This is a genomic window from Spirosoma koreense (genome assembly GCF_054777875.1).
On record NZ_BAAHAC010000022.1, the window covers coordinates 2,584,897 to 2,606,732 of the forward strand.

Here is a 21,836-nt window from a genome sequence, read left to right on the forward strand (position 1 = left end):
GATCGGGCGCGTCTGAATAACGGGTAGGCGCGCCATCCGTGGCGGGTTACCAGGTAGTCGTATGGCTGGCCGGCTTCAGGTGGAGCTGACTGGCTGGCGATTCCAGAACGGTCTGGTTGAACGATTTGTAAAAGGATTTGATCATTTCCTCGATACGAAGCCAGCCTTCTTCACTCCGCAGATCGATGCCGATGACGGGCCGGTCGAACTGAGCCTGGATCGTCAGGTACGACAGCGCGCCCATGATCACGGCCGAAGCAGCCTGAAAATCGGCTCCATTGACAAAAGCCAGCTGGCTAACCAGATACGTCATTTCTTCATCCTGCAACCGGCTGACGGTGTCGGCCAGCGGGTCCTGCTCCTGAACGGAGGCTTTCAGAATGGCCCGGGCCGCCCGGGATGAACGGATTTGCCGAAACAACTGCAGGGCATGCCCCGACCAGACAGTAGCCAGCTCGCGGGCTTCGGTTGGGCGTATCTGCTCGATACCATCGGTCGTGTAACGGGGAATCAGGCGACCCATGCGCAGGTAATACTCCAGCAGACCTTCGGTACTGCCAAAATAACGGTACACAAGTACTTTACTAACGGCCGCCTTTTCGGCAACGGCATTGATGTTGACGCCCTTCAGCCCGTCTTCATTCAGGATTTTTTCCAGCGCATCGACGATACGTTGCGTAGTCGCAGCCCGATTGCGTTTATTTTTTTCCATCGTAACTTTCAAAACGTTAATAAATTCTTAAACAAGCTAAACAATAATTCATTTAATATACATTTAGCAATATAGGTTAATTAATTATTTATGTAATTCCTGATAAAGTTTCAATTTTGGGTCCGGAAAAAGGGGTTAGCGACCTAGAGCTATTGGGGAGCCCGCCAATCGATACCAGTATAGTGCCAGGTGGTCGAGCTTCTGCTGCCAGGCGTTATCGTCGAAGGGGCGGCTAATAAAGGCGTAGGCTCCCAGCGAATAAACCTGGCTGACGATAGCGGGTTCCTGATTCGGGCTGATCACAATGAGCAGCAACTGGGGGTAGTGGGTGTGCAGTTCCTGGAGCAGGTGCCAGTTCGCTCTGGGATCCCGCAGGGTCAGCAGCAACAACTGGGGCAGCACCGTCAGGGAGCGCAGATACGACATGGTCTGTTCGGCGGAAGTCGTACCCAGAATGTGTGGTTCGGGACGGCTGTTTTTCAGTCGATCGATAATCAGCGTCTGATCCGCCGGGCTGCCTCCGGCAATCAATAGGCGCAGGCGCTGAACGGTAGACTGTTGTGTCGGGTTCGTAGCGAGCGTCAGGATGGGGTGAGTGACCCGATCGGCAGCCGTCTGGTGAATAGGAAAACGAATCCGGATGAGGGTGCCCTGCCCGGCCGGACTATCGATGCCCAGACTCGCCTTGAGCAGCTCACACAGCATTTTTACGATGAACAACCCTAATCCGTCTCGTTTTTTGACACGGCTGTCCAAAGGTCTGACTGGCTGTTCTGCCGGTTGGTTTTCAGCCGCATGTGTCGGTGGATGATCCGGGTCAGACGAGTCCTGCGGCCGCAGCTGATCGGCCAGCCAGGCCGTCGAACTGTCAGCCGGAAAGCCCGGCCCGGTATCCCGCACGCTGAGTGTCCAGTGCGTGTCGCTCTCCTGCTGCCAGGATACATAGACCCCACCCGCGTGGGTGTATTTGAGCGCATTATGGAGAAGATTTTGCAGAATCCGCTGAAGCTTCACGGCGTCGCTGCTCGCCCAGAGTGTCGGCGTCCCTTCGCTCAGCAGCGTTAGCTTACGTTCCTGAGCCAGCGGCTGGGTAGAGAGCATCACCTCCTGAAGCACAGGAGTCACGTCGATCCAGTCGAGGTCGAGGGTTTCCTGCCCCGCTTCCAGGCGCGCAAAATCCGTGAGCTGACCCAGCATGGCCTGGAGCGAGGCAAGGTTGCGGTTCAGCATCGTTACCAACTCCGTTCGTTCTTTTTTCGTGCGGGGCAGCTCGAGCAGACTGGCGGCTCCGGCCAGGATGCCAAAACTCGACAACAGATCGTGCGAACTGTGTCGTAGGTGCTGGTTGCGCTGCGTATTGAGCTGCTGAAGTTCATCCAGCGCCAGTTGCATATGGCTGGCCTGTTTGGCAGCAGCCGCCTGCCGCAGCCGGTCGTAATAAAGTACACTGCCCCGAATGACCTGACTCCAGAGCGTATCAATAAGCCGGTGAATGGCCAGGAGTACGTCTGCTCCGCTGCTGAGATGTTCCTGCTGATATACGACTAGTTCGTCGAGTAAGATTTCGTGCAGGTAATCCAGCTCGGCCAGTAGCTCGGTAATCGAATAGCTATGCTGCCAGCGGTGAATGCCGTACTCGGTTCCCAGATTGAAAGCGCTTGATTTATCGGCTTGACCATCCTGACCCTGCTTCAGCAGCATGAGCAGGCCCGCCATATGGTTGTTGAACTCCGTTGAAAGGAGGCTGGATTTATCCCTTAATCGGCTGTCCTGAAGGCATTGGTCGTGCCATCTGGCGAGTAGCGTTTCCCGCCGGTTAAACAGATAGTCGATCAGTTTCTGTCGCTCCAGACGGACAGTAGACTTGGCTTTTGCCATTCAAAAAAAGCAATTGTAGTAATCTTTGTTGATGAACTAGATAGACTAGCTGTGCAATATATACGCCGAATTCTTTCCTCTGGTTGCGATGGCTGATTAAAATAATTTAATTGGCTCAAAATTTATCGTGGGCTTACCGAATGGTACTATAAAACGATACCCGGCCATGGCCGGGTATTCGTTATTGGGCGTCTTCTTCGGGTTCGATCTCTGGAAGAAGATTCGGGTCGACCCCGGTTTGCTCGTGGATTGTCTCCAGATTTTGTTTGAGTTCCTCGATGTGCAGGGCAATGCCATCGGTTGGGTCAGGGTACTCAGGAGCATCCGGTGTCGGCTGGGTATCGGCCTGGTTCGTGGCCTGTTCTTCGGGTGAATCTGATTTCGTGTTCATAGACATTTACGTTGCGGCTAACCTTTTCATTAAGTGAAAAAAAGGCCATAAGGTTATAAAGGGGTTAAACTTTATGGCATGAGAAACCGGAAACCAGGCATGTCGACCTGCTCCGGGCTTATTCGCTGTCTTCCTGAAGCTGTTCTTCTTCCAGGTCGAGCCGGTGTTCGATGGCGCGGATCACATCGTCGTCGTAGCCGTCCCGTTTTCGGAACGAATGCAGCTTGGTGCGTTCCTGCTCGGTTATGTTCATCATGATCTGCTGAAAATGGGCAATCAGCTCGATCGCTCGTTTTCGGGTTCCGTCGTCGCTGTTGGCTTCCTGGAGCAATTCCAGCTTATGCTTCAGGAATTCATGGCGGTACTGTAGCAGCGAATTGGTCTGGATGTCCTGCTGATAGCCCGAATTCAGCTCTTTAAAAGCAACATGGTACAGCTCCAGTTCGATCTCCAGCCGTTGCTGATCGTCTGATTTCGTGTCGGGTAGCCCTTCGGGTTTAACCCATCGGATAAGCCAGGGCAGGGTAAGCCCCTGGCCCACCAGCGTAACGATGATGACCACGAACGTGATGAACAGAAAAAGGCTGCGGTGCGGAAAAGGCTGACCACCGGGTAGCAGCAGGGGGATGGCCAGCGCGGAAGCCAGCGAGACGACTCCCCGCATGCCCATCCAACTGATAATAACCGGATTTCGCCAGCCCGGCTGCCGTTGTGCCACCGTAATGTACCGGCTGATGAACTGGGTGAAAAACGAACTCATAAACCCCGATAGCAGCCGGATCACGATGACTACCAGCGTAATGATCAGGGCGTATGTAAAGGCCGTAGTCAGCGGAATGTCTTTGAGTGCCTTGATGATCTCCGGTAATTGCAGACCGATCAGAAAGAAAACGATGGCGTTTAAAATGAACACCACTGATGACCACAGAGCAGCTGATTTCAGCCGGGACTGGTGGGAGATGACAAAGTGCATCTGGTAGGCAGTCAGTAAGCCGCCACTGACCACCGCCAGCACACCGGATGAATGCACCGCTTCGGCCGTGAGGTACATCAGGTAGGGCAGCACGATGGAAAAGGCAACGTCCAGGTTCGCGTTGGTGGGTAGCCATTTATAGATAGCGTAGGATAACAGCCCAAACGCCAGACCGATTCCTATGCCCGATACCACGACGAGCGCAAAACCCGTTACGGCTTCATGCCAGACGAAATGATGGGTAGTGATAGCCGCCAGCGCAAACCGGAACAGGGTCAGGCTGGTCGCGTCGTTCAGCAGACTCTCTCCTTCGAGAATGGAAATAACCCCTTTGGGAAGCCGCGTGAACTTCAGGACGGCCACGGCAGCCGAAGCGTCGGGGGGCGAAATAATGGCCCCCAGCAGAAACCCCTGCGCCAGCGTAAACCCAGGAATGAGCCAGTAACTGACCAGGGCTACCGCCGTAGCCGTAAACAGGACGTACCCAAAAGCCATGACGCTAATAATGCGTCGCCATTTCCACAGTGCCTTCAACGACATGTTGATGGCGGCATCGAACAGAACGGGCGGGAGTATAACCACAAAAACCAGTTCGGGGTCGATGTGAATGGCCGGAATCATCGGCACAAAGCTGATGACTGCGCCCGCCAGCACCAGAAACACCGGGTAAGCAATCTTTATTTTCTGGGCAACAACAACCAGCAGCGAAACACTAAAAGTCAATCCTAAACAAAGCAGAATGAGATTGTGCAGGTTTCCGGACATAAGACGATCTGAAGTAGTGGTGGAGGCTTTGTCTTTACTGACGCTTATTGGTAAACTACTTATGAACCTGCCTGTTATCGATCCGGGTCTGTTTTGTCGGAAACGCGCTGCCGGGTGGCTATTAATCGTTGTACAAATTCGTCGCTTCCAGGCCAGCTTAATAAATTTTTAAAAGGGATTTTGTCGGTATAGTGATAGGATTTATCTAAAAAACGATAGAAAAGACTCATAGTTTACGCGGTGACAGCGTATTTAGTTACTGAAAGTCAACTTTCGTTTTAAAATAACCTGGTTAAGTAAATCGCCCGAAGCCGCTGTTCAGTGGCTCGATACGTACTGGCTGAGGCTCCCATCTTATCTTTAGCTACGTGAAAACTTACTGAACGAGTATTCCTCAGCAGAAAACAGGCATCGGATACGCCTGAACGAGGCACCGCCAGTATAGACAAACATCGTTTACTCAACGTTATCATGACAGCAGAGCTACTGGATCGAAAGCAGCTTCAGGGCCAGTTGCGGCTCCAACTTTTGACTCTTTACCACCAGGCCCACGCCGGACACATTGGTTGTTCGCTCAGCTGCATCGATCTGATGATTGCCACCCTGGTCTTGCGGAAGCGGGAGCAGGATACATTTCTGCTCTCGAAAGGTCATGCGGCTGCCTCGCTGTATACCTGCCTCCATTACCTGGGGGAGCTGTCGGACGACCAGTTGGCGAGTTATTACCAGAATGGAACCACCCTGCCCGCTCACCCGGCTCCCAACAAACATCCGGGTATTCCGTTTGCGACCGGTTCGCTCGGCCACGGCTTTCCCATCGGTACCGGCATCGCACTAGCCAATAAACTCCCGGGCACCGAATCAGCGACGGGGGCGCCTGGCCGGGTGTATGTACTCATGTCGGACGGGGAAACGAACGAAGGAACGACCTGGGAGGCTGCCCACCTGGCCGTTCAGCATGGCCTCGATAACCTCATCGTACTGGTAGACAAGAACGGCTTGCAGGGATTCGATCAGACCAGCCGCGTGCTGGGCGACACGGCGAGCGCCCGAACCTGGAGCGCCATCGGTTTTGAAACCCTTGAGGTCGATGGACACGATATCGAGGCACTTCTCGCGGCTGTCGATCAGCTGACGGCAGTGCCGAATGGGAAACCTAAGCTATTGATAGCCAATACGGTAAAAGGGAAAGGGGTGAGCTATATGGAAAATCGGCTCGAATGGCACTACCTGCCCATGACGGCCGACCAGTACGACCAGGCCCGGGCGGAAGTCCAGGAGCGCTACCTGCTACCTGAATAGGCCACCCAAGCGGTACGATGACTACAAAACGTTTATTTCGATAGCAATGGCCGAATTTTTTGGTAGAACAAATTCTGTCCGTCCGAAGCATCGGACTGGCTGTCAACCCTGCTAAAAAAACAGCGGCCCCGGTTTCGGGAAGAAGACATTTACGGTAGAATGCAAACAGCCAGCGCTACTTTAGTGCTGGCTGTTTTTTTTACGATCTGCGCTCGGACGACGCCCTAGGGCTGTTTATCGACCGGCTCCTGCTGCTTATTCATCATATCGGCCACCAGGCTCTCGGGCATTATGTTGCTCATGGCTACCTGCAGTTTGTTTTTCAGTCCGGAGATGATCTTGTCGTCGCCGGCGAAAAGGGCTTCATACCCATCTTTTGCCACTTCGGCCGGGTCCGACAGGCTGGTTTCCTGCACCATTTTAGACTCCTCCATCTCCGCTTTCCGAAAGAAATCCGTGTCGGTCGCCCCCGGCTGCAGGGCTGTAATGGTTACGTTCGTGTCTTTGACTTCCGACCGAATGGCTTCCGTAAACGACAGTACGAACGCTTTGGTACCGTGATAAACCGACTGCCACGGGCCCGGTACCTGGCTGGCTATGGAGGCCACGTTCAGAATCTTGCCGTCGTTGCGGGCCACCATTTCTTTCAGAAACAGTTTGGTCAGCACCACATACGCGCTGATGTTGAGCTCGATCAGGGCCAGCTCCCGTTCGATATCGGTGTCGACGAATAAGCCGTATAACCCCTGACCGGCATCGTTGACCAGTACGTCGATCTGAATGCCTTTTGCCTGCACTTCCTGATACACCTCGAACGGACCCTGCCGCAGACTCAGGTCTTTGGCAATCGGAACCACGTCGATACCCGACTGGCTCAGCTCGGCGGCCGTCTGGGTAAGTTCGTCCTGACTGCGGGCCACGATCACCAGATTGTAGTGGTCTTTGGCGAATAATCGGGCCAGTTCAAGGCCGATACCGCTGGTTGCTCCCGTAACGAGCGCATATTGTTTTTGGGTAGTTGTCATAACGTTTTGTGGCTTTAAGCCTGAATAAGCACCCGCCCGAACGATTTGTTCAGAAACGTCGGGGGTAGAAACCATTCCCTAATCGATCCGGGCTGAATCGGTTTCGGGTCGACTTAATCGAGTTGCGGCTCGGGCCCCCGGAAGGGATCCAGTTTGGTGATCAGCGGCAGGCCGACGGGCTTGCCCGACTGCGCCGACTGGTAAATGGCTTCCATGATGCGGTGGTCCTGGAGGCCCTCTTCGCCGGGCGTAAAGGGTTGCCTGTTTTGCTGAACGCAGTCCGAAAAATGGTCCATTTCGGTTGCAAACTGGTCTTTTTCCATTAGCTGGGTATGGTCGGTATGCTCACCCTGGCCCACGGCATAAGACTGTTGCAGTTGCAGGCCATTGTACGCGAAAGCATTTTCCATGTTCAGCCAGCCGCGTTCGGCCAGTACCCGGTAGCGCCGGGATTCGTGCGCGAAATAGTGCGATCCGCAGTTCGTAATAATTCCGCTGGGGAAGCGCATCTGCCACGACATGACTTCTTCCACTTCCCGAAACAGTGGGTTGTTGGGCGTGCTATACTGATAGGCAAATACTTCGGTGGGTTCTTCACCCAGAATAAACCGGGCGGTGTTGAGGCAGTACAGGCCGATATCGGGTAGGGCACCTCCCCCCGCCAGCGCCCGGATGTGCCGCCAGTGGTTCGGATTGGCTTCCTGTTGCGCGTTGAAGAGTTCGATGAACTTGGGGGCGCCGTACTGTTGCTTCCGAACCAGCTCGCGGACGTACCGGTTGTAAGGTTCGTATTGAATGCGGTAGGCAACCATCAGTTTACGCCCTGCTTTGGCACAGGCATCGATCATAGCCTGGCAGTCGGCTGAGGAGGTAGCCATGGGTTTTTCGGTCAGGATGTGCTTGCCCGCCTGCGCCCCACGGATGGTGTATTCGGCGTGCATGGCGTTGGGCAGCACGATGTAGATCACCTGCACCTCCGGGTTATTACGGAGCTGGTCGTAGGTATCGTAACTGTAGCAGTTCTGGGGTTTCACTCCGTACTGCTGCGCTACTTTCTGTAGCTTTTGCGGGTTGCCGCTCACCAGCGCCACCAGTTTCGATTTTCGGCTACGGCCAAAGGCGGGCAGGATGTTTTCCAGCGCCAGGTGGCCCAGCCCAACAACGGCGTAACCCACACGCTGGTCAGGCGGCTGGGGCGAGGGCGTCGGACCCGTCTGCCGGTCTGACGAACCGCGGATGGGCTCCAGTTGAATAGGATCGTCTACCTTCGGCGGAATGACGGCCGGGGGCGAAACCGGCTGGACATGAGGGACCGTATCGGCCGGGCTGACAATCGACGGCCCACCCTGGTGCGGCTGTTGCCGACCGTAAGTGGTCAGCAGGCCGCCGGCCGACCCGACGGCCAGCACCCGACCGGTTCGTTTGAGGAATTCCTGACGCGACTGGGGCGGTCCGTCCAGTAATGATTTGATCAGCGTAGTAAATCGAGGCATAAGCGAGTCCGCGTTTGGGTGACAATTTTCAGATAACGGTCCGTTGCCGTAATGGTTGCCGGGCGGGCCTAATAATGAGGGAATTTGCCCATTGGCAGTAGGGGGAGCCAGAAACAGCGCAAAATCGCCGGGGTAGCGTCCCGAAGCCTGCCCGTTAACTCATTTTTATAGGCTGTCGACAACCCTGTCTGGTTTGATCGGTAGTGTAAAAGATAAGCGTTTCTTACCCGGTCTTATGAAGCAAAACTTTACCGCACGACTTCTTTTCTGGCTGACTTGTCTGGGCCTCCCTGCCAGTAGCTGGGCACAATCGCCGGGAGCGCCAATCCGCCAGTGGCAGCGCGTTGTCGAAGGCGTTCCGTTGAGTCGAACTGACCGGGTGCAGACCGTGCCAGCATCGGGGGGAGGTTACGGCCTCCTGGCGGGGCCAACGCTGACCCAGCTGTCGGCAACGGGCGAACAGCGCTGGAGCCAGCCGGTGCCCGGTTCGTACGCCGACAGTTCTACCAAGCGGGTTCCGCTTCAGAAAACGATAGCCCTGGCGGCTACCCGAGACGGTGGATTTGTGGTGCTGGCGATCGATTCCCTGAACCGGTATTACCTTACCCGACTCGATTCGCTGGGCGTGAGTGCCTGGACGAAAACCGTGTCACGCCCTAACATCGACCCGGCAATTCCCGTAACCCAGGACGCGTTGGCTACCGCAGCCGACGGGAGCCTGCTGGTCGTCGGGTCGTATCAGGATGTGCTGTCGTACCTGACCCTCACCAAACTGAATGCCGAAGGGTTAATTACCGGCGAATGGCGCATCCGGTTTTCGGGGCCATCACCGCTGGCAGCTCCCCGGATCAGTAAGGTTGTAGCCCGGTCGGATCAGGGGTATCTGCTGGTTGGTCAGGCCGCTGGCCGTACTGCAGCGGATGGGCAGGGGTTGGTTCTTCAACTGGATGCCCAGTTGAAGGTAGTCTGGCAAAAACAATATCCAGACTTACTCGCCCTGACCGATGTGCTAGCCACCTCCGAAAATGGGTATGTGGCCATTGGGGTAAGCAGGAACCATACAACGCAGCTACTCAGCCTAAGCCCCGGAACCGATACGCAGCCCACGGCCTTCCCAGGCGTCGACTCGCTGGTTGCTTTAGCCCAGGATGCCAGGGGCAATCTGACTCTGCTCGACGCAGCCCGCGCCAACCAGGGCGATTTTCGGCTGATCGGTGGGAGCCTGCCCGCTACGGTCCGCTGGACAAAATCGGTGGGCGGTTCCGGAACCGACCGGCCCAGCGGCTTGCTGGCTACCGACGACGGTGGGTATCTGGCAGTAGGAACGACCACCTCCACCGATGGCGATATTCAGGGTAAATCGACTGCTGTTACAGCCGCCTGGGTCGTTAAACTGGGCAACACTCCGCAGTTGACCACGCTCCGGTTGCTGGCGCCTGACTACGATTGCCAGAGCGGATTTATTCATTTTCACCTGAGCGGGGGCGACGGCTCGACGATCACATATACCGCGCCGGGCATTACCCGTGGGCAACTGACCGACGATTTCGGCACGGTGGAGTCCGGGCTGCGCAACGATCCAAAGGTGATACGGATTCAGGCGTCTCAGTCCGGACAGACCGTCAGTTATAATTTCGACTTACGCGCCCAGTGTCCCACCAGTGCATCGGCGGCCGCTTCCGACTCCCTGCAGGTCATCGCCCCTACCTACGACTGCCGGACCGGAGCGATTACCTTCCACAGCCGGGGGGGCGATGGCTCGCCGATAGAATACGCAGCCGCCGGTATCACGGACTGGACAACCAACCCCAATCAGGTAGTGGATGCCGAACTACGAACGGCCTACGATGCCCGCCCACTGGTGCTCATGGCCCGGCAGCACGGCCAGGTCGCTACCTATTTGTTCAACCTGAAAGCGGCCTGTGGTCGGGCCCGGGCCGGAGTCGACGAACCGGCAACGGACCTCTCGATCCGGTTGCTGGGGAATCCGGCGCGCGAATGGGCCACGGTGGAGATTGCGGGCGCCGAAGGCCAGTCCGTAGAATTGCGGCTGGTAGACGCCAGTGGTCGGTTCGTGGAGCAGCGAACCCTCGACCGGGCTCAGACAATCGAACGGCAGGCGTTCGATATTCGCCGGCAGGCTACCAGTACTCTTCTTTTATATACCACTGTAGGGCAGCAGACGCAGGTACTGAAAATTCTTAAGCAGTGAACAGCCCTACAAACTTGACGGAAAATACCCTACGCTATTTGGCATTCTGACCGTAAACAAGAATCTCAGGATTCGCTATTAGGATAGTTTAACCGGGCCGCCGAAGTGGATTCCTGCCTACGGTCGGAATGGCAGATCGTGCACGTCTTTACGCTCCGCAGCTATAGTTTAGGCTATCAAATCGGGCAGAGAGACAAACAGAAACAGGGGTTCGGCGGTTCTGCGTTTATCACTACGCATTATGGAGGCTAAACATCCGAATACCAGTTTTTCAGCCAGTCGGCCCGAAGAAGTAGCGGGGGCAGAACCCGAAAATTTATTACCCCGGGCCGTCTTGCGCCCCAACAATTACGTTTTGCTGGACGGCGAATGGCAGGTGACTCTCGATCCTGAAGACCGGGGCATTGCAGACCAATGGTACGTCGGCCACCACTTCGACGGAACCGCCCATTGGCCCGGCTCCATCGAAGCGTACATGGCTCAGGCCAAAGGTCAGTCGGCTCCGGCCAGCTGGCAGGATAAAGTGGTTGCCTGGTATGAGCGGGAATTCATGCTTCCCGTCCGCACCGAACCGCACGCCCGGTCGATGATTCAGCTGACGTTCGGCGCGTGTGGCTACGAAACCCGGGTGTGGCTCAACGGCCACGCGCTGCGGACCATCGAAGACGAAGACGTACACTTTGGCGAATATACATCGTTCTCGTATGAGCTTCCCGAAGAGTACCTTCGGCCGACCAACCGCCTGACCGTGCGCATTGCCGACACGATGGATGCCGAAATTCCGCGGGGTAAGCAGGAGTCGCACGTGTACAAACGGGGGGGGATCTGGTACCAAACCTATACCGGAGCCATCCGGAGCGTCTGGCTGGAAACTGTTGAGCGAAACCGGCTCCGGTCGCGGGTCGGCGTGGTCAGTGTGGTTGAAGACCGGCTGGTGCGCTTCAGTCTGACCACCCGCATCCACGATCCCGGCGATTATATTCTCCGCCTGCAGGCGTTCGACCTGCAGTCATCCGAGCCGCTGGCGACGTCCGATTTCCCGTTGCGGCTGCAGGCGGGCCAGAAACAGCAGCGGGTCGTGCTGGATATGGAGGGCGCGCAATTGTGGTCGCCGGAATCACCGACGCGTTATAAACTTGTTGCGCAACTAATTGACAGTGAAGGTTATGTAGCCCAGATCGAAACCCGGTTTGGTCTGCGAAAAATAGAAGCCCGGGGCCGGTACGTATACCTGAACAACGAACCGATATACCTCGATGGGATTCTGTACCAGCCCGGTACATCTACCTACGAGGAGATGCAGGCGCACATGCTGGCCATGAAAGAGCTGGGCTGTAATCTGGTGCGGGTGCATATTGCCGGGGTCGATCCGCGCATTTATAATCTGGCCGATAAGCTGGGTTTGTTGCTCTGGGTAGAAGTGCCCAGTCCGCACAGCTCGACGGCCCGCAGCCGCCAGAACCACCGGGCCGAGCTGCTTCGCATGCTGGCGCTCATCAGCAGCCACCCGTCGGTAGTGATCTGGAGTCTGTACAACGAAGACTGGGGAGCGCAGGACATTGCCATCAACTCCGATACGCGGCAGTACATCATGGACATGTACCACTACATGCAGCTGGCCTATCCGCAATATCTGGTCGTCGACAATGATGGATGGCAGCACATCTCGTATGAAGGACGGCTAAAATCCGATCTGCTTACGGCGCACCTGTATACGCCCGATCTGACCCATTGGCGGAGCCTGCTCGAACGGCTGACCGCGGGCGAACTGAACGGGGTCGCTGCGTTTCCGCTCGTGGTCGGCGATCCGTTTTTTTACCGGCGTCAGGTGCCCCTGCTGGTGAGCGAATGGGGCGGCTTCGGGTTTGTCAACTACGGCGGACCCGACGAATCGACGGACCGGAGTGAGCGAATCCGGCAGTTTAAACAAACCCTGCGCGAATATGCCATCGCGGGGGATGTGTATACCCAGGCCACCGACATCGAAGAAGAGCGGAACGGATTGATCGATCCTAAAACCGGCACACTGACCGTACCCGCAGGGTTGCTGAACTCAAGGAATTCGCACTGACCCCACCCGAAGGAGCGAAGACGGATGGGCCAAATCCTTACTTTTCTCCAGCCACGGCCGTCACCGAAAGGCCTCCGGCAACGGCCAGGAGCAGCCAGCCGAACTCCAACCCGATATACCAGGGCACTGATGTCCATCAGTGCCCTGCCTTTTAGTACCGGACAGGCTGTTTTGGGTGGGTTGCCGGGAATAGCGGATGACCGGTCAACTACGGCGCCCGGCTGCGATAGCGACATCCCTGCCCCGTTTCGTACACATCGGGTTGATTGTCCACTGAAGCAAATACGAAGGCAACAAACCGGTTTTAGCGGGGTCGTTGCCCCGAAATGACTCTCGGATGCATGGGGTAAAAGTCGCGCTGGAACCTACGCTAATTTGTTTAACAAAAGCTAGTAGCGACAGTTTAGGATACGTTCATCTGACCAGGAATTATTCTTTCGTCAGAATGACCCACCTCTCAATGTATGAAGCAATTTTTTCGGGAGAATGGACTCTCCCTGGTTTTAGTCGTCATTACGGTCATAACCCTGGCCGGGCAGATTGTAGTTGGCTGGTATAATTTCAACGATGAACTACAGGAGTACGGAAAACCCACGATCGACCTGGGTGCTTACCTTACCAGCGGGCACTGTATAGAAGCGGTTTTTGAAAACTGGGAAAGTGAGTTTTTGCAGATGGGGCTGTATATCCTCCTGACGATTTCGCTCTACCAGAAAGGGTCTTCGGAATCCAAGAAACTGGATGAATCCGAAGAAGTCGATCGGACACCGTCGGCCACCCGTCCTAAAGCACCCTGGCCCGTCCGGCGGGGGGGCTGGGTACTGAAGCTCTACCAGAATTCGCTCAGTCTGGCTTTTTTCACGTTGTTTTTCCTGTCGTTTTTTCTGCACGCGGCCGGTGGTATGAAAGCGTATAATACTGAAAATGCCCTGAAAGGCAAAGCCGAGGTGCTAACCTACTGGGAGTTTTTGGGAACGAGCGAGTTCTGGTTTCAGTCGCTTCAAAACTGGCAAAGTGAATTTCTGTCGGTATTGTCCATAGTGGTGCTGTCTATTTTTCTACGTCAGAAAGGCTCTCCTCAGTCTAAGCCCGTTGATGCGGCCGACGACGAAACGGGCGAATAAACCAGCACCGATCCAATCGATCAACTTGATGAAAACCTGGTATTTACTGATTGGCCTGTTCGGCCTGAACCTGCCGACATTTGCTCAGCAAACCATTTTTAACGTTCCATCCTCGGATATAACCCCCCGGAAGAAAATACTGGCCCAGCAGCAGGTAGACATCAATGCTGAAGAGTTACGCTCGAGCACAACCATCGATTATGGACTGGGGCGAAACTGGGAAGTTGGGTTGAATCTGTATAACCTCGATTATTTACCCCCGCAGCATACCTGGCAACGCAACGACACCACCACGCAGATGCCTTACGCGCCGTTGCTGCTGCTGAATGCCCAGAAGACCTTCGACCTGACCGATGCACTACACATCGGCATCGGTGGGCAGGCCGGCGTAAACCTGTTGCCCACCGAGCGCAGTTCGTGGGAAGGACTGGGGTATGTGAACCTGGCAGGCAGTTTCGTCGATGATCATTATAAAGCGGTCATCGGGGGCTATGCCGGCGACAAACGATACCTGGCCGATGGGCCAACGATTGGCATTCACATGGGCTTCGACGCGGGCATCTGGTACGAAAAAGTACACCTGCTGGGCGACTGGGCGAGTGGTACGCACGAATACGGTCAACTGATCCTGGGCGCCGAAGTATACCTGGTGAAGCACCTGCCGCTGGCCATTGGCTGGCGACGGTCCAATGAAGATGGGCAGCAGGGGGTGGTGGTGCAACTGACCTACACGCCCAAATAAGCCAAATTCCTGGCTGCTGGCTATGTTCGGGTCTATACTAAACAACGATTTGCCCACTGGCCAACGCCAGTGGGCACTTGTCAGATCGGCGGCCGGTAACGATCGCGGCCAGGGCCGAATCGCTGGGGAAGCTGGCCTGCTCAGGCTAACTCAGACGCAGGCTGTATTCTGAATAACGGTCGTAAGGAAATGAGCGACTGGCGGTGGCGGGTTTTGACGGTACCCAGCGCCAGACCCAGCCGAACAGCGATTTCCTTTTGTGTATACCCCTGCCAATAAGCCAGATCCAGCACCTGCCAGTACGTAGCGGGCAACTGCTGGCGAACCAGCGTATGAAAATCGGTCGGGTCCTGCTCGACGTCGGTAAGGATACTTACGGCTTCGGCTTCCGGACTCAAGGGTTGTAAAGCCAGCTTTCGTTTGCGCAGCGCATCCAGAGCGGTATGCCGGGCTATGTTATAAAGCCAGGTATACAAGCTACCCTGTTGTGAATCGTAGCTACTGAACCGTTGCCAGGCTTTAACATACGCATCCTGAAGGAGGTCTTCGGCTTCTGCCGGGTCTTTGATCAGTTGGATAATGGATACGAACAGGGCCTGGTTGTAACGGGTGTAAAGTTGTTGAAAGGCTTTTGAATCGCCCTGGCGTAATGCTAAGACTAATCGTTCTTCGGTCAAATGGACTGACATAGGGAGGTGGTGATGGTAGTATGCACAAAACAGCATGTTTCAGGCAATCATCAGCCGGGGCTATTCTCACACTGAAACATGCTGTGTAAACCATTAATAAAAAACAATACCTTACTAGTTGGACAAGCACACCCGGCGTGGCGAGTACGTTCGATATTCGCCTGAGGCTTTTACCTTAATAGACTGAATAAGCTAATGCAAGATATATAGCTAACTCGATTATCGGTAACTTGTTAGATTAAAATTATTTATATTTTCTAAAATACGTTAACAAATAAGACTATTTCAATACGCTTGTGTATTATATAAATTAATATGAGCTTAAGATAATCCGATAATATGAATGTGCTAAATAGAAAACTCTGTTAATCAATTCATTAATCAATATGTATTACTTTTTGATAGAAACATTTTTCGAAGAACAAACTCGTGTAGAAGCTCTTTAGTCGAAGCTGGTTTTGTGTCGAAGGGACGAAACAACTGATAGTCAGTTTTTTTAGAATTGATAATAGTATTTATTTATATTATTGTATATTTGGTAACAATAAGTTTAAAATAAATAATTATAGTAACTTGTTTCTGGTATGAATAGGCTTATGTATAGTTGCCTGGTTTTTGTAATTGTTGCCTGTAGCCCGGAGAATTCACAAAGTTCCGAGGAAATCGCGGTAGGATATACGTTTCTGAACGAAGGAACCGGTTTTTATAGTCTCCTATCCCGACATGCGGCTGTGCAGAATCTGGACTTTATTAAAAAATACGCCCTAAGCGATCCTTATATCTGCGCCTGGCAGGCAGATAGCTCTATTTATACAACAGCCGATTTCATTCCGAAAGAGAATCGAAGCAGTACCTACGATCGCTTCGATCGGTTCTACATCATCAACACCAGAAACGAAAAACTCTATGGTCCTTATCGAAAAGACGAGTTTTTCAATAAGGCAAAATCGTTTGAGATCGTCGTCGTCTGGAAGCCTGTCTTTAATTAGATTTCCTGGTCGTAGGTAGAAAACCAGACAGAGGAGCAAGGCTAACCCGGCTAGCGGGTCAGACTCCGCAGCCGAACCGGCACGGCCTGATTTTCGGGTGGCCCGGACATCGTTGACCCGCTGCCGATTGTAAACAGGTAGTCTGCTCAAATTCCTGTGCACAATCCGTAGCGGGTCAATCAAAATGAGCCAGTAATAGTTACCGGCTTCGGGTCAGGATAATGGCAATAAGCGACAGCGCACTCAGCAGGATAGGAACCGTTTGGAAGAACCGGTCTGCAGCGGCCGCCCGCGTCTTTCCGGGCTCGACGTAAACGACGTCATTGGGATGCAGGTAATAATAAGGCGACTGGAAAATGTCCCGTTTCGTTAAATCGACATGGGCGTAGGTTCGATGACCATTCTCTTCCCGGACAACCAGTACGTTCTGCCGCCGGCCATAAATGGTCAGGTCGCCGGCTAGGCCCAGCGCTTCGGGTAAGGTAATCCGCTCATTACTAATCGTCAGCAGGGTGGGGCGCGTCACTTCGCCCAGGACCGTGATGCGAAAATTGAGGTTGCGTATACTGACGGTCGGTTCTTTCAGGTAAGGCTTGAGCTTTTCCCGGATCACTTCAGCGGCCCGGCTATTCGTCAGCCCACCGACAACGACCCGCCCCAGCAGCGGCACGGTAATACTGCTGTCTGAAGCTACCAGATAACCCGGCGTGGCGGGTAACGACATGTTGGCGTTTGCGGTGGATGGCAGCGCATTTGTCTGCTGAACAGGGTAGGGGTTGAAAAACTGCGACGCTTCGGCATTGACGCTGCTTACCTGGATGGATAAGATGTCGTTGGGTTGGATAACTGTCGTATAAGGTTTCAATAAAGAAGAGTCGGCCCGAGTTCCTGTATCCTGAAAGTAGGTTAGTTGTTTAGGACTGACGCAGCTAGCGAAAAAGCAAGCGGCCAGGCATGCGTATACCACCGCTTTCGACAGTGAACCACAGAATTTAGTTACGGCACTAAACACACTGAAAAATTGAGCCATACGTGTATCAGCTAGGGAGTTTTTTACGTGAAACAGGAAGGTAATCTATCTGGTGTACTGGCGGTGCGAAGAATCCTGATCGAGATTGGCTTGTTACCGGAATAGATACTGGTAGATAGTAGTTTTCCAAGGAATTAAGTTAAATAGATAATTTTATATCTCTATTTAACAGATAAGCTCTCAAAGTTACTGACGGTGGCGAACCAACAAAATATTCTTCACAGATTTTTATTTTTTCTCATGCGTTGCCTGGCGGATTCTGGTGCTTAAAAGCCAGTCGGATAGGGCCATACAGCTAAGGAGTAAATCAGGTATGGCTTCATTTTCAGCTAGTCACGTACTTAGTCCTAATCGAACGACTGCCCGATCGGGCCGGGGGCATTTTGCGGGGACTATGTACGAATTAACGAATGTTCGACGTTAATGATTATAAATATTCGTATACACTGGCCTATTTTCTGAATTTATTTATACCTTATTTTGTGTTCAACTCGGAAATAAGTCGAGACGGTCGGTGGGGTTGCTTTTACCTATAAGAATCTATTAATGACTATTGGCGTATGGGAGTGGCTAAAAGGCAAGTACAGTCGTGGACAAGTCGCTCCGCCTGAGCAGCCTTGTTACTGGCAGACCGATATCCATTCTCATTTACTTCCGGGCCTGGACGATGGCGTGAAAACGTACGAACAGGCGCTGGTATGCATCAGCCAGTTGGTAGAGTGGGGGATCGGAAAAATCATTACTACCCCTCACATTAGCCGGGATATATACCCCAACGAAGCTGACCTCATTCTGGAAAGACGCGATAAATTGCAAAGCGAGGTCGACCGGGCCAACATAGCGGTTCAGATCGAGGTGGCCGCTGAATACATGCTCGACGATTTCTTTCCGAGTCTGCTGGCAAATGGCAACCTGTTATCGTTTGGGCCAGAGCGCTATCTACTGGTCGAATTGGGCTGGGTCGGTTCGCCCCGCGATATCGAACAACTCATTTTTCAAATTCTGATCAAAGGGTATACGCCGGTGCTGGCTCACCCGGAGCGGTATCTCTATTACCTGGAAACGCCCGAAGTTCTACAGCGATTGCACGAACTCGGTTGTTTGTTTCAACTGAACTGGTTATCGCTTACGGGGCAATATGGCTCTCGGGTGAACCACCAGGCCCAGTTGCTGCTGAAAAACAACTGGGTTGATTTTATCGGCAGCGATTTACACCGGCCCGAAGATCTGCAAAAGCTCGGTAAGTTGTTCAGTCAACCCGTCTACCAGCAAATCGCTAACCAGCCACTGCGCAACAGCCAAGTCTGAGTGACCGATGCGCATACGACCGGCTAGCCAATTGACCGGGCGACGCTTGAGAGAATCGGCAGGATGCACGGCTCCGAAAAGTCCGTGGTTTGATTGGGTGCGCTGGTACTCTGGCTAAATACATAAGTTTTATTATATCTATTATAAGGAAAATAAGTAAATAAAATGTTACTATAAATAATATATAATAAATATTTGATTTACTATCTGTCCTGGCTTATTTGCGGTGTAAATAGCGTATTAAGGACAAATGGAAAGCCCTCTGCTCGTGTATGGGGTAGGCTGTGAACAGCACGACATTTTGTCGCTGGACACCAGCCTGATGAATGCTCCCCAATTCAGGATTCGACATTTTACTGATGGTTCGCAACTATGGTTGTGGCTCACTCATCGGTTGGACGGCAGCCTGCCCCACCTGATTATGGTTAATCTGGCTGAGCCCCTGCTCAACGGCCACGAGATACTACTGCTTTTGAGTCAGGACGCCGACCTTCGATCGATTCCGGTCTGGGTATTTGCCGGGTCAGCCCTGGACGCCGTTCAACGTCGGTGCGCCAGTCTGAGTGCTGGTAAACTTTCGGCTAACCGGCCCGGGAACGAATCCAGCCCAGACGGTGCGCCCTGTCGAAATGCTCTTCCGGCTAGGCTGAGCGCATAAGTATTTCTATCCAGACCTACCAGGCTGTAATCCCTCTTGGTTATGTTATTTTAAAAATTCACATAATTCAATAGTGAGTATTTTGCCGCACTTTTGATAAACTTTTTATTTATGTTTTTAGTAAATAGTAAACAAAGCATTATATTTATAAAAAAATTATAAACATCAGTTTGTATGACTCAGAATTCTTACTCGTCCTACACCGCGTATCAGATGTACGAATCAGATAGGCCAATGAATCTGAAGGTTATGCTGATGCGCTATTTGCGCAACTGGCCCTGGTTTATTGTATCCATCTGCGTGGCGGTAGCCGCTGCTTATGTGTATAGCCTGTACCAAACCCCTATTTATAAGATAGAAACCAGTTTATTGATCAAAGACGATAAAAAAGGCCTCAGCGAGGAAAGTATCCTGAAGGAGATGGACATCTTCACGCCGAAGAAAGTCATCGACAACGAAACGGAGATACTGAGATCGTTTCCGCTCATGCAGCAGGTGGTGACCGACCTGGGCGTCGATGTCCGGTATTTTTATCCTTCGTCGTTTACCAATGAAGAAGTCTACGCCGAATCGCCGGTCAAGCTGCTGGTCGAGAAGCCAACTTCCGATCTGTATAAGGCGGAGTTGTCATTGACGGTGGTAGACAAAAATACTGTACGCCTGAACGACGTAAACTATCCGGTCAATCAGTCCGTTCAAACGCCCTACGGCCAACTCCAGATTCTTGCCCAGCACCCACTGGCCCCGTCCGCTAAGCCGCTACTGATTCAGGTAAGCCCCCGCGACGAGGTGATCGAACGCTACCTGGATCGGCTGACGGTTGAACCGAGCAGTAAGGCATCGACCGTATTGCAGCTCTCGCTGGAAGACGCCGTTCCGCAACGGGGTGAGGCCATTCTGGCCAAACTGATCGAAGCCTATAACCGGGCGGCCATCACCGACAAAAACATCGTTGCTTCCAATACGCTCAAGTTTATCGAAGATCGGCTGGCGCTCATTTCCGGCGAATTGACGACGGTTGAAAAAGGCGTCGAATCGTTTAAATCGACACAGGGTATCACGGATTTGAGTTCGCAGGCCGGTTTGTTTCTGGAAACCGTCAAAGAAAACGACACCCAGATCAATCAGACCGCTATCCAGTTGGGGATCGTCAACGACCTGGAAACCTACGTCGCCCGGAAATCTGGCGAACGGGGTATGGCGCCTGCCCTGATGGCGATGGAACAGCCGATCATGGTCGATTTTGTCAATAAACTGGCCGAGCTGGAAATGAAGCGTGATCAGCTCAGCCAGACGGCCGGTGAGCATAACCCGATGCTGGTGACGCTGGACAGCCAGATCAGCGCGACCAAAGCAAGTTTGTCGGAGATGGTGCAGAGCATGAAGCGGAACTTACTGGGTACGCAGCAAAAGCTGATGGCGACCAACCGGCAGCTGGAGCGGATGATCCGGACGGTGCCCCGCAAAGAGCGCGCATTGGTCGACATTACCCGCCAGCAGGTCATCAAAAACGATTTGTACACCTACCTGTTGAAGAAGCGCGAAGAAACGGCACTCTCGACGGCATCGACTGTATCGGACAGCCGCACGATTGCGCCCCCTCGCAGCGGTAGCAAACCCATCAAGCCCGTCAAAGCCACGATCTTCATGTTGTTCGGCCTGTTCGGTCTGCTGCTGCCCGTTGGGGTGATGGCGGGTCGCGATGCGCTCAACGACCGGGTACGTCATCGGTCAGACGTCGAAGAGGTTTCGCAGGTGCCCATTCTGGCCGAAATAGCCGCCAGCAACAATAAAGACCAGATGGTGATGGTAGACAACAAGCGCTCGGTGGTAGCCGAACAGATTCGGGCGCTCCGCACCAACCTGCAGTTTCTGCGCAACAAACCCGAAGACAGTCAGGTGATTCTTTTCACCTCCAGCATCAGTGGCGAGGGGAAATCGTTCCTGTCGCTGAACCTGGGAGCTAGCCTGGCGCTGGTCGATCGGCCGACGGTGATTCTGGAAATGGACCTGCGGAAGCCCAAACTTCATTCGGTGCTGGGCGTACCCAACAATTCGGGGCTGAGTAATTACTTGATTCGCGAATGCAGCCTGGACGACGTGCTCCAGCCGATCCCCGGTTTTGAGAACTATTACATCATCACCAGTGGTCCGATGCCGCCGAACCCGGCCGAGCTGCTGAGTGGTCCCCGACTGACTCAGCTCTTCGATGAACTGCGCGAACGGTTTACCCACGTCATTGTCGATACACCCCCCATCGGGCTGGTAACCGACGCGCAGCTGATTGCGCCCCACGCCGACGCGACCATGTTTGTGATCCGGACCGACCACACGCCCAAAGGCTGTCTGCGTGATCTGGATATCATTTATAAAGACCAGCGATTCAATCGCCTGAACGTCGTACTGAATGCCGTGGGCGAGGGCCATTCGTATTACTACAACTACGGCTATTACGAAAAAAGCTAGCCGGTAAC

17 protein-coding genes are annotated in these 21,836 nt (G+C 53.6%); 9 read left to right on the forward strand and 8 right to left on the reverse strand.

The genetic code is table 11. The features are described 5' to 3' along the window. Window positions 1–46: 46 nt before the first annotated feature. The 4 genes from ACYVC2_RS24215 to ACYVC2_RS24230 all read right to left on the reverse strand — a co-directional run bounded on the left by ACYVC2_RS24215 (window position 47) and on the right by ACYVC2_RS24230 (window position 4,719). Window positions 47–712: a TetR/AcrR family transcriptional regulator gene (locus tag ACYVC2_RS24215; protein WP_461106611.1), complete on the reverse strand. Its 666-nt coding sequence runs from the start codon at window positions 710–712 to the stop codon at window positions 47–49. A 135-nt stretch (window positions 713–847) separates the two neighbouring features. Further along, window positions 848–2,590 (reverse strand): ATP-binding protein, encoded by a 1,743-nt coding sequence (locus tag ACYVC2_RS24220; protein ID WP_461106613.1) that lies wholly within the window; start codon window positions 2,588–2,590, stop codon window positions 848–850. A gap of 181 nt (window positions 2,591–2,771) precedes the next feature. Beyond that, window positions 2,772–2,981, reverse strand: a complete 210-nt coding sequence (locus tag ACYVC2_RS24225; protein WP_461106615.1) for a hypothetical protein — start codon at window positions 2,979–2,981, stop codon at window positions 2,772–2,774. 118 nt (window positions 2,982–3,099) lie between these two features. Then, window positions 3,100–4,719 (reverse strand): Na+/H+ antiporter, encoded by a 1,620-nt coding sequence (locus ACYVC2_RS24230; protein WP_461106617.1) that lies wholly within the window; start codon window positions 4,717–4,719, stop codon window positions 3,100–3,102. A gap of 471 nt (window positions 4,720–5,190) precedes the next feature. Between ACYVC2_RS24230 and ACYVC2_RS24235 the strand changes: the two genes are divergently transcribed. After that, window positions 5,191–6,021: a transketolase gene (locus ACYVC2_RS24235; protein ID WP_461106619.1), complete on the forward strand. Its 831-nt coding sequence runs from the start codon at window positions 5,191–5,193 to the stop codon at window positions 6,019–6,021. A gap of 224 nt (window positions 6,022–6,245) precedes the next feature. Here the strand turns inward: ACYVC2_RS24235 and ACYVC2_RS24240 are convergent, their stop codons facing one another. Both ACYVC2_RS24240 and ACYVC2_RS24245 read right to left on the reverse strand, forming a co-directional pair. Continuing rightward, entirely contained in the window at window positions 6,246–7,046 is an 801-nt protein-coding gene (locus ACYVC2_RS24240; RefSeq protein ID WP_461106621.1) for an SDR family NAD(P)-dependent oxidoreductase, read from the reverse strand. A 113-nt stretch (window positions 7,047–7,159) separates the two neighbouring features. Continuing rightward, complete coding sequence (locus ACYVC2_RS24245; RefSeq protein ID WP_461106623.1) at window positions 7,160–8,539, reverse strand: Gfo/Idh/MocA family protein; 1,380 nt, start codon at window positions 8,537–8,539, stop codon at window positions 7,160–7,162. Between the two features lie 235 nt (window positions 8,540–8,774). Between ACYVC2_RS24245 and ACYVC2_RS24250 the strand changes: the two genes are divergently transcribed. The 4 genes from ACYVC2_RS24250 to ACYVC2_RS24265 all read left to right on the forward strand — a co-directional run bounded on the left by ACYVC2_RS24250 (window position 8,775) and on the right by ACYVC2_RS24265 (window position 14,688). Then, a complete protein-coding gene (locus ACYVC2_RS24250; RefSeq protein ID WP_461106625.1) occupies window positions 8,775–10,751 on the forward strand; it encodes a hypothetical protein in 1,977 nt (658 codons plus the stop codon). 241 nt (window positions 10,752–10,992) lie between these two features. Continuing rightward, window positions 10,993–12,822: a glycoside hydrolase family 2 protein gene (locus ACYVC2_RS24255; RefSeq protein ID WP_461106627.1), complete on the forward strand. Its 1,830-nt coding sequence runs from the start codon at window positions 10,993–10,995 to the stop codon at window positions 12,820–12,822. 464 nt (window positions 12,823–13,286) lie between these two features. Next, the gene (locus ACYVC2_RS24260) at window positions 13,287–13,946 is read left to right on the forward strand and encodes a DUF6766 family protein (RefSeq protein ID WP_461106629.1); all 660 of its coding nucleotides are present in this window, start codon (window positions 13,287–13,289) and stop codon (window positions 13,944–13,946) included. Window positions 13,947–13,974: 28 nt separating this feature from the next. Beyond that, window positions 13,975–14,688, forward strand: a complete 714-nt coding sequence (locus ACYVC2_RS24265; protein WP_461106631.1) for a hypothetical protein — start codon at window positions 13,975–13,977, stop codon at window positions 14,686–14,688. A gap of 140 nt (window positions 14,689–14,828) precedes the next feature. On the opposite strand, the gene ACYVC2_RS24270 is transcribed toward ACYVC2_RS24265, so the two are convergent. Beyond that, window positions 14,829–15,377, reverse strand: coding sequence for an RNA polymerase sigma factor (locus tag ACYVC2_RS24270; protein WP_461106633.1), 549 nt, complete (start codon window positions 15,375–15,377; stop codon window positions 14,829–14,831). Between the two features lie 584 nt (window positions 15,378–15,961). Between ACYVC2_RS24270 and ACYVC2_RS24275 the strand changes: the two genes are divergently transcribed. Further along, window positions 15,962–16,366 (forward strand): DUF3997 domain-containing protein, encoded by a 405-nt coding sequence (locus tag ACYVC2_RS24275; protein WP_461106635.1) that lies wholly within the window; start codon window positions 15,962–15,964, stop codon window positions 16,364–16,366. Window positions 16,367–16,565: 199 nt separating this feature from the next. On the opposite strand, the gene ACYVC2_RS24280 is transcribed toward ACYVC2_RS24275, so the two are convergent. Next, window positions 16,566–17,396 carry a polysaccharide biosynthesis/export family protein gene (locus ACYVC2_RS24280; RefSeq protein ID WP_461106637.1) on the reverse strand — a complete coding sequence of 277 codons (831 nt, stop codon included), beginning with the start codon at window positions 17,394–17,396 and terminating at the stop codon, window positions 16,566–16,568. 546 nt (window positions 17,397–17,942) lie between these two features. Between ACYVC2_RS24280 and ACYVC2_RS24285 the strand changes: the two genes are divergently transcribed. The 3 genes from ACYVC2_RS24285 to ACYVC2_RS24295 all read left to right on the forward strand — a co-directional run bounded on the left by ACYVC2_RS24285 (window position 17,943) and on the right by ACYVC2_RS24295 (window position 21,828). Beyond that, complete coding sequence (locus tag ACYVC2_RS24285) at window positions 17,943–18,704, forward strand: tyrosine-protein phosphatase (RefSeq protein WP_461106639.1); 762 nt, start codon at window positions 17,943–17,945, stop codon at window positions 18,702–18,704. 250 nt (window positions 18,705–18,954) lie between these two features. Continuing rightward, the gene (locus ACYVC2_RS24290) at window positions 18,955–19,362 is read left to right on the forward strand and encodes a response regulator (RefSeq protein WP_461106641.1); all 408 of its coding nucleotides are present in this window, start codon (window positions 18,955–18,957) and stop codon (window positions 19,360–19,362) included. 174 nt (window positions 19,363–19,536) lie between these two features. Then, window positions 19,537–21,828 (forward strand): GumC family protein, encoded by a 2,292-nt coding sequence (locus tag ACYVC2_RS24295; protein ID WP_461106643.1) that lies wholly within the window; start codon window positions 19,537–19,539, stop codon window positions 21,826–21,828. The last annotated feature ends 8 nt before the right edge of the window (window positions 21,829–21,836 follow it).

What these genes read in the sequence shown, in the direction of transcription:
- ACYVC2_RS24215 (WP_461106611.1), bottom strand. Translation starts at nt 712, where the DNA reads ATGGAAAAAAATAAACGCAATCGGGCTGCGACTACGCAACGTATCGTC.
- ACYVC2_RS24220 (WP_461106613.1), bottom strand. Translation starts at nt 2,590, where the DNA reads ATGGCAAAAGCCAAGTCTACTGTCCGTCTGGAGCGACAGAAACTGATC.
- ACYVC2_RS24225 (WP_461106615.1), bottom strand. Translation starts at nt 2,981, where the DNA reads ATGAACACGAAATCAGATTCACCCGAAGAACAGGCCACGAACCAGGCC.
- ACYVC2_RS24230 (WP_461106617.1), bottom strand. Translation starts at nt 4,719, where the DNA reads ATGTCCGGAAACCTGCACAATCTCATTCTGCTTTGTTTAGGATTGACT.
- ACYVC2_RS24235 (WP_461106619.1), top strand. Translation starts at nt 5,191, where the DNA reads ATGACAGCAGAGCTACTGGATCGAAAGCAGCTTCAGGGCCAGTTGCGG.
- ACYVC2_RS24240 (WP_461106621.1), bottom strand. Translation starts at nt 7,046, where the DNA reads ATGACAACTACCCAAAAACAATATGCGCTCGTTACGGGAGCAACCAGC.
- ACYVC2_RS24245 (WP_461106623.1), bottom strand. Translation starts at nt 8,539, where the DNA reads ATGCCTCGATTTACTACGCTGATCAAATCATTACTGGACGGACCGCCC.
- ACYVC2_RS24250 (WP_461106625.1), top strand. Translation starts at nt 8,775, where the DNA reads ATGAAGCAAAACTTTACCGCACGACTTCTTTTCTGGCTGACTTGTCTG.
- ACYVC2_RS24255 (WP_461106627.1), top strand. Translation starts at nt 10,993, where the DNA reads ATGGAGGCTAAACATCCGAATACCAGTTTTTCAGCCAGTCGGCCCGAA.
- ACYVC2_RS24260 (WP_461106629.1), top strand. Translation starts at nt 13,287, where the DNA reads ATGAAGCAATTTTTTCGGGAGAATGGACTCTCCCTGGTTTTAGTCGTC.
- ACYVC2_RS24265 (WP_461106631.1), top strand. Translation starts at nt 13,975, where the DNA reads ATGAAAACCTGGTATTTACTGATTGGCCTGTTCGGCCTGAACCTGCCG.
- ACYVC2_RS24270 (WP_461106633.1), bottom strand. Translation starts at nt 15,377, where the DNA reads ATGTCAGTCCATTTGACCGAAGAACGATTAGTCTTAGCATTACGCCAG.
- ACYVC2_RS24275 (WP_461106635.1), top strand. Translation starts at nt 15,962, where the DNA reads ATGAATAGGCTTATGTATAGTTGCCTGGTTTTTGTAATTGTTGCCTGT.
- ACYVC2_RS24280 (WP_461106637.1), bottom strand. Translation starts at nt 17,396, where the DNA reads ATGGCTCAATTTTTCAGTGTGTTTAGTGCCGTAACTAAATTCTGTGGT.
- ACYVC2_RS24285 (WP_461106639.1), top strand. Translation starts at nt 17,943, where the DNA reads ATGACTATTGGCGTATGGGAGTGGCTAAAAGGCAAGTACAGTCGTGGA.
- ACYVC2_RS24290 (WP_461106641.1), top strand. Translation starts at nt 18,955, where the DNA reads ATGGAAAGCCCTCTGCTCGTGTATGGGGTAGGCTGTGAACAGCACGAC.
- ACYVC2_RS24295 (WP_461106643.1), top strand. Translation starts at nt 19,537, where the DNA reads ATGACTCAGAATTCTTACTCGTCCTACACCGCGTATCAGATGTACGAA.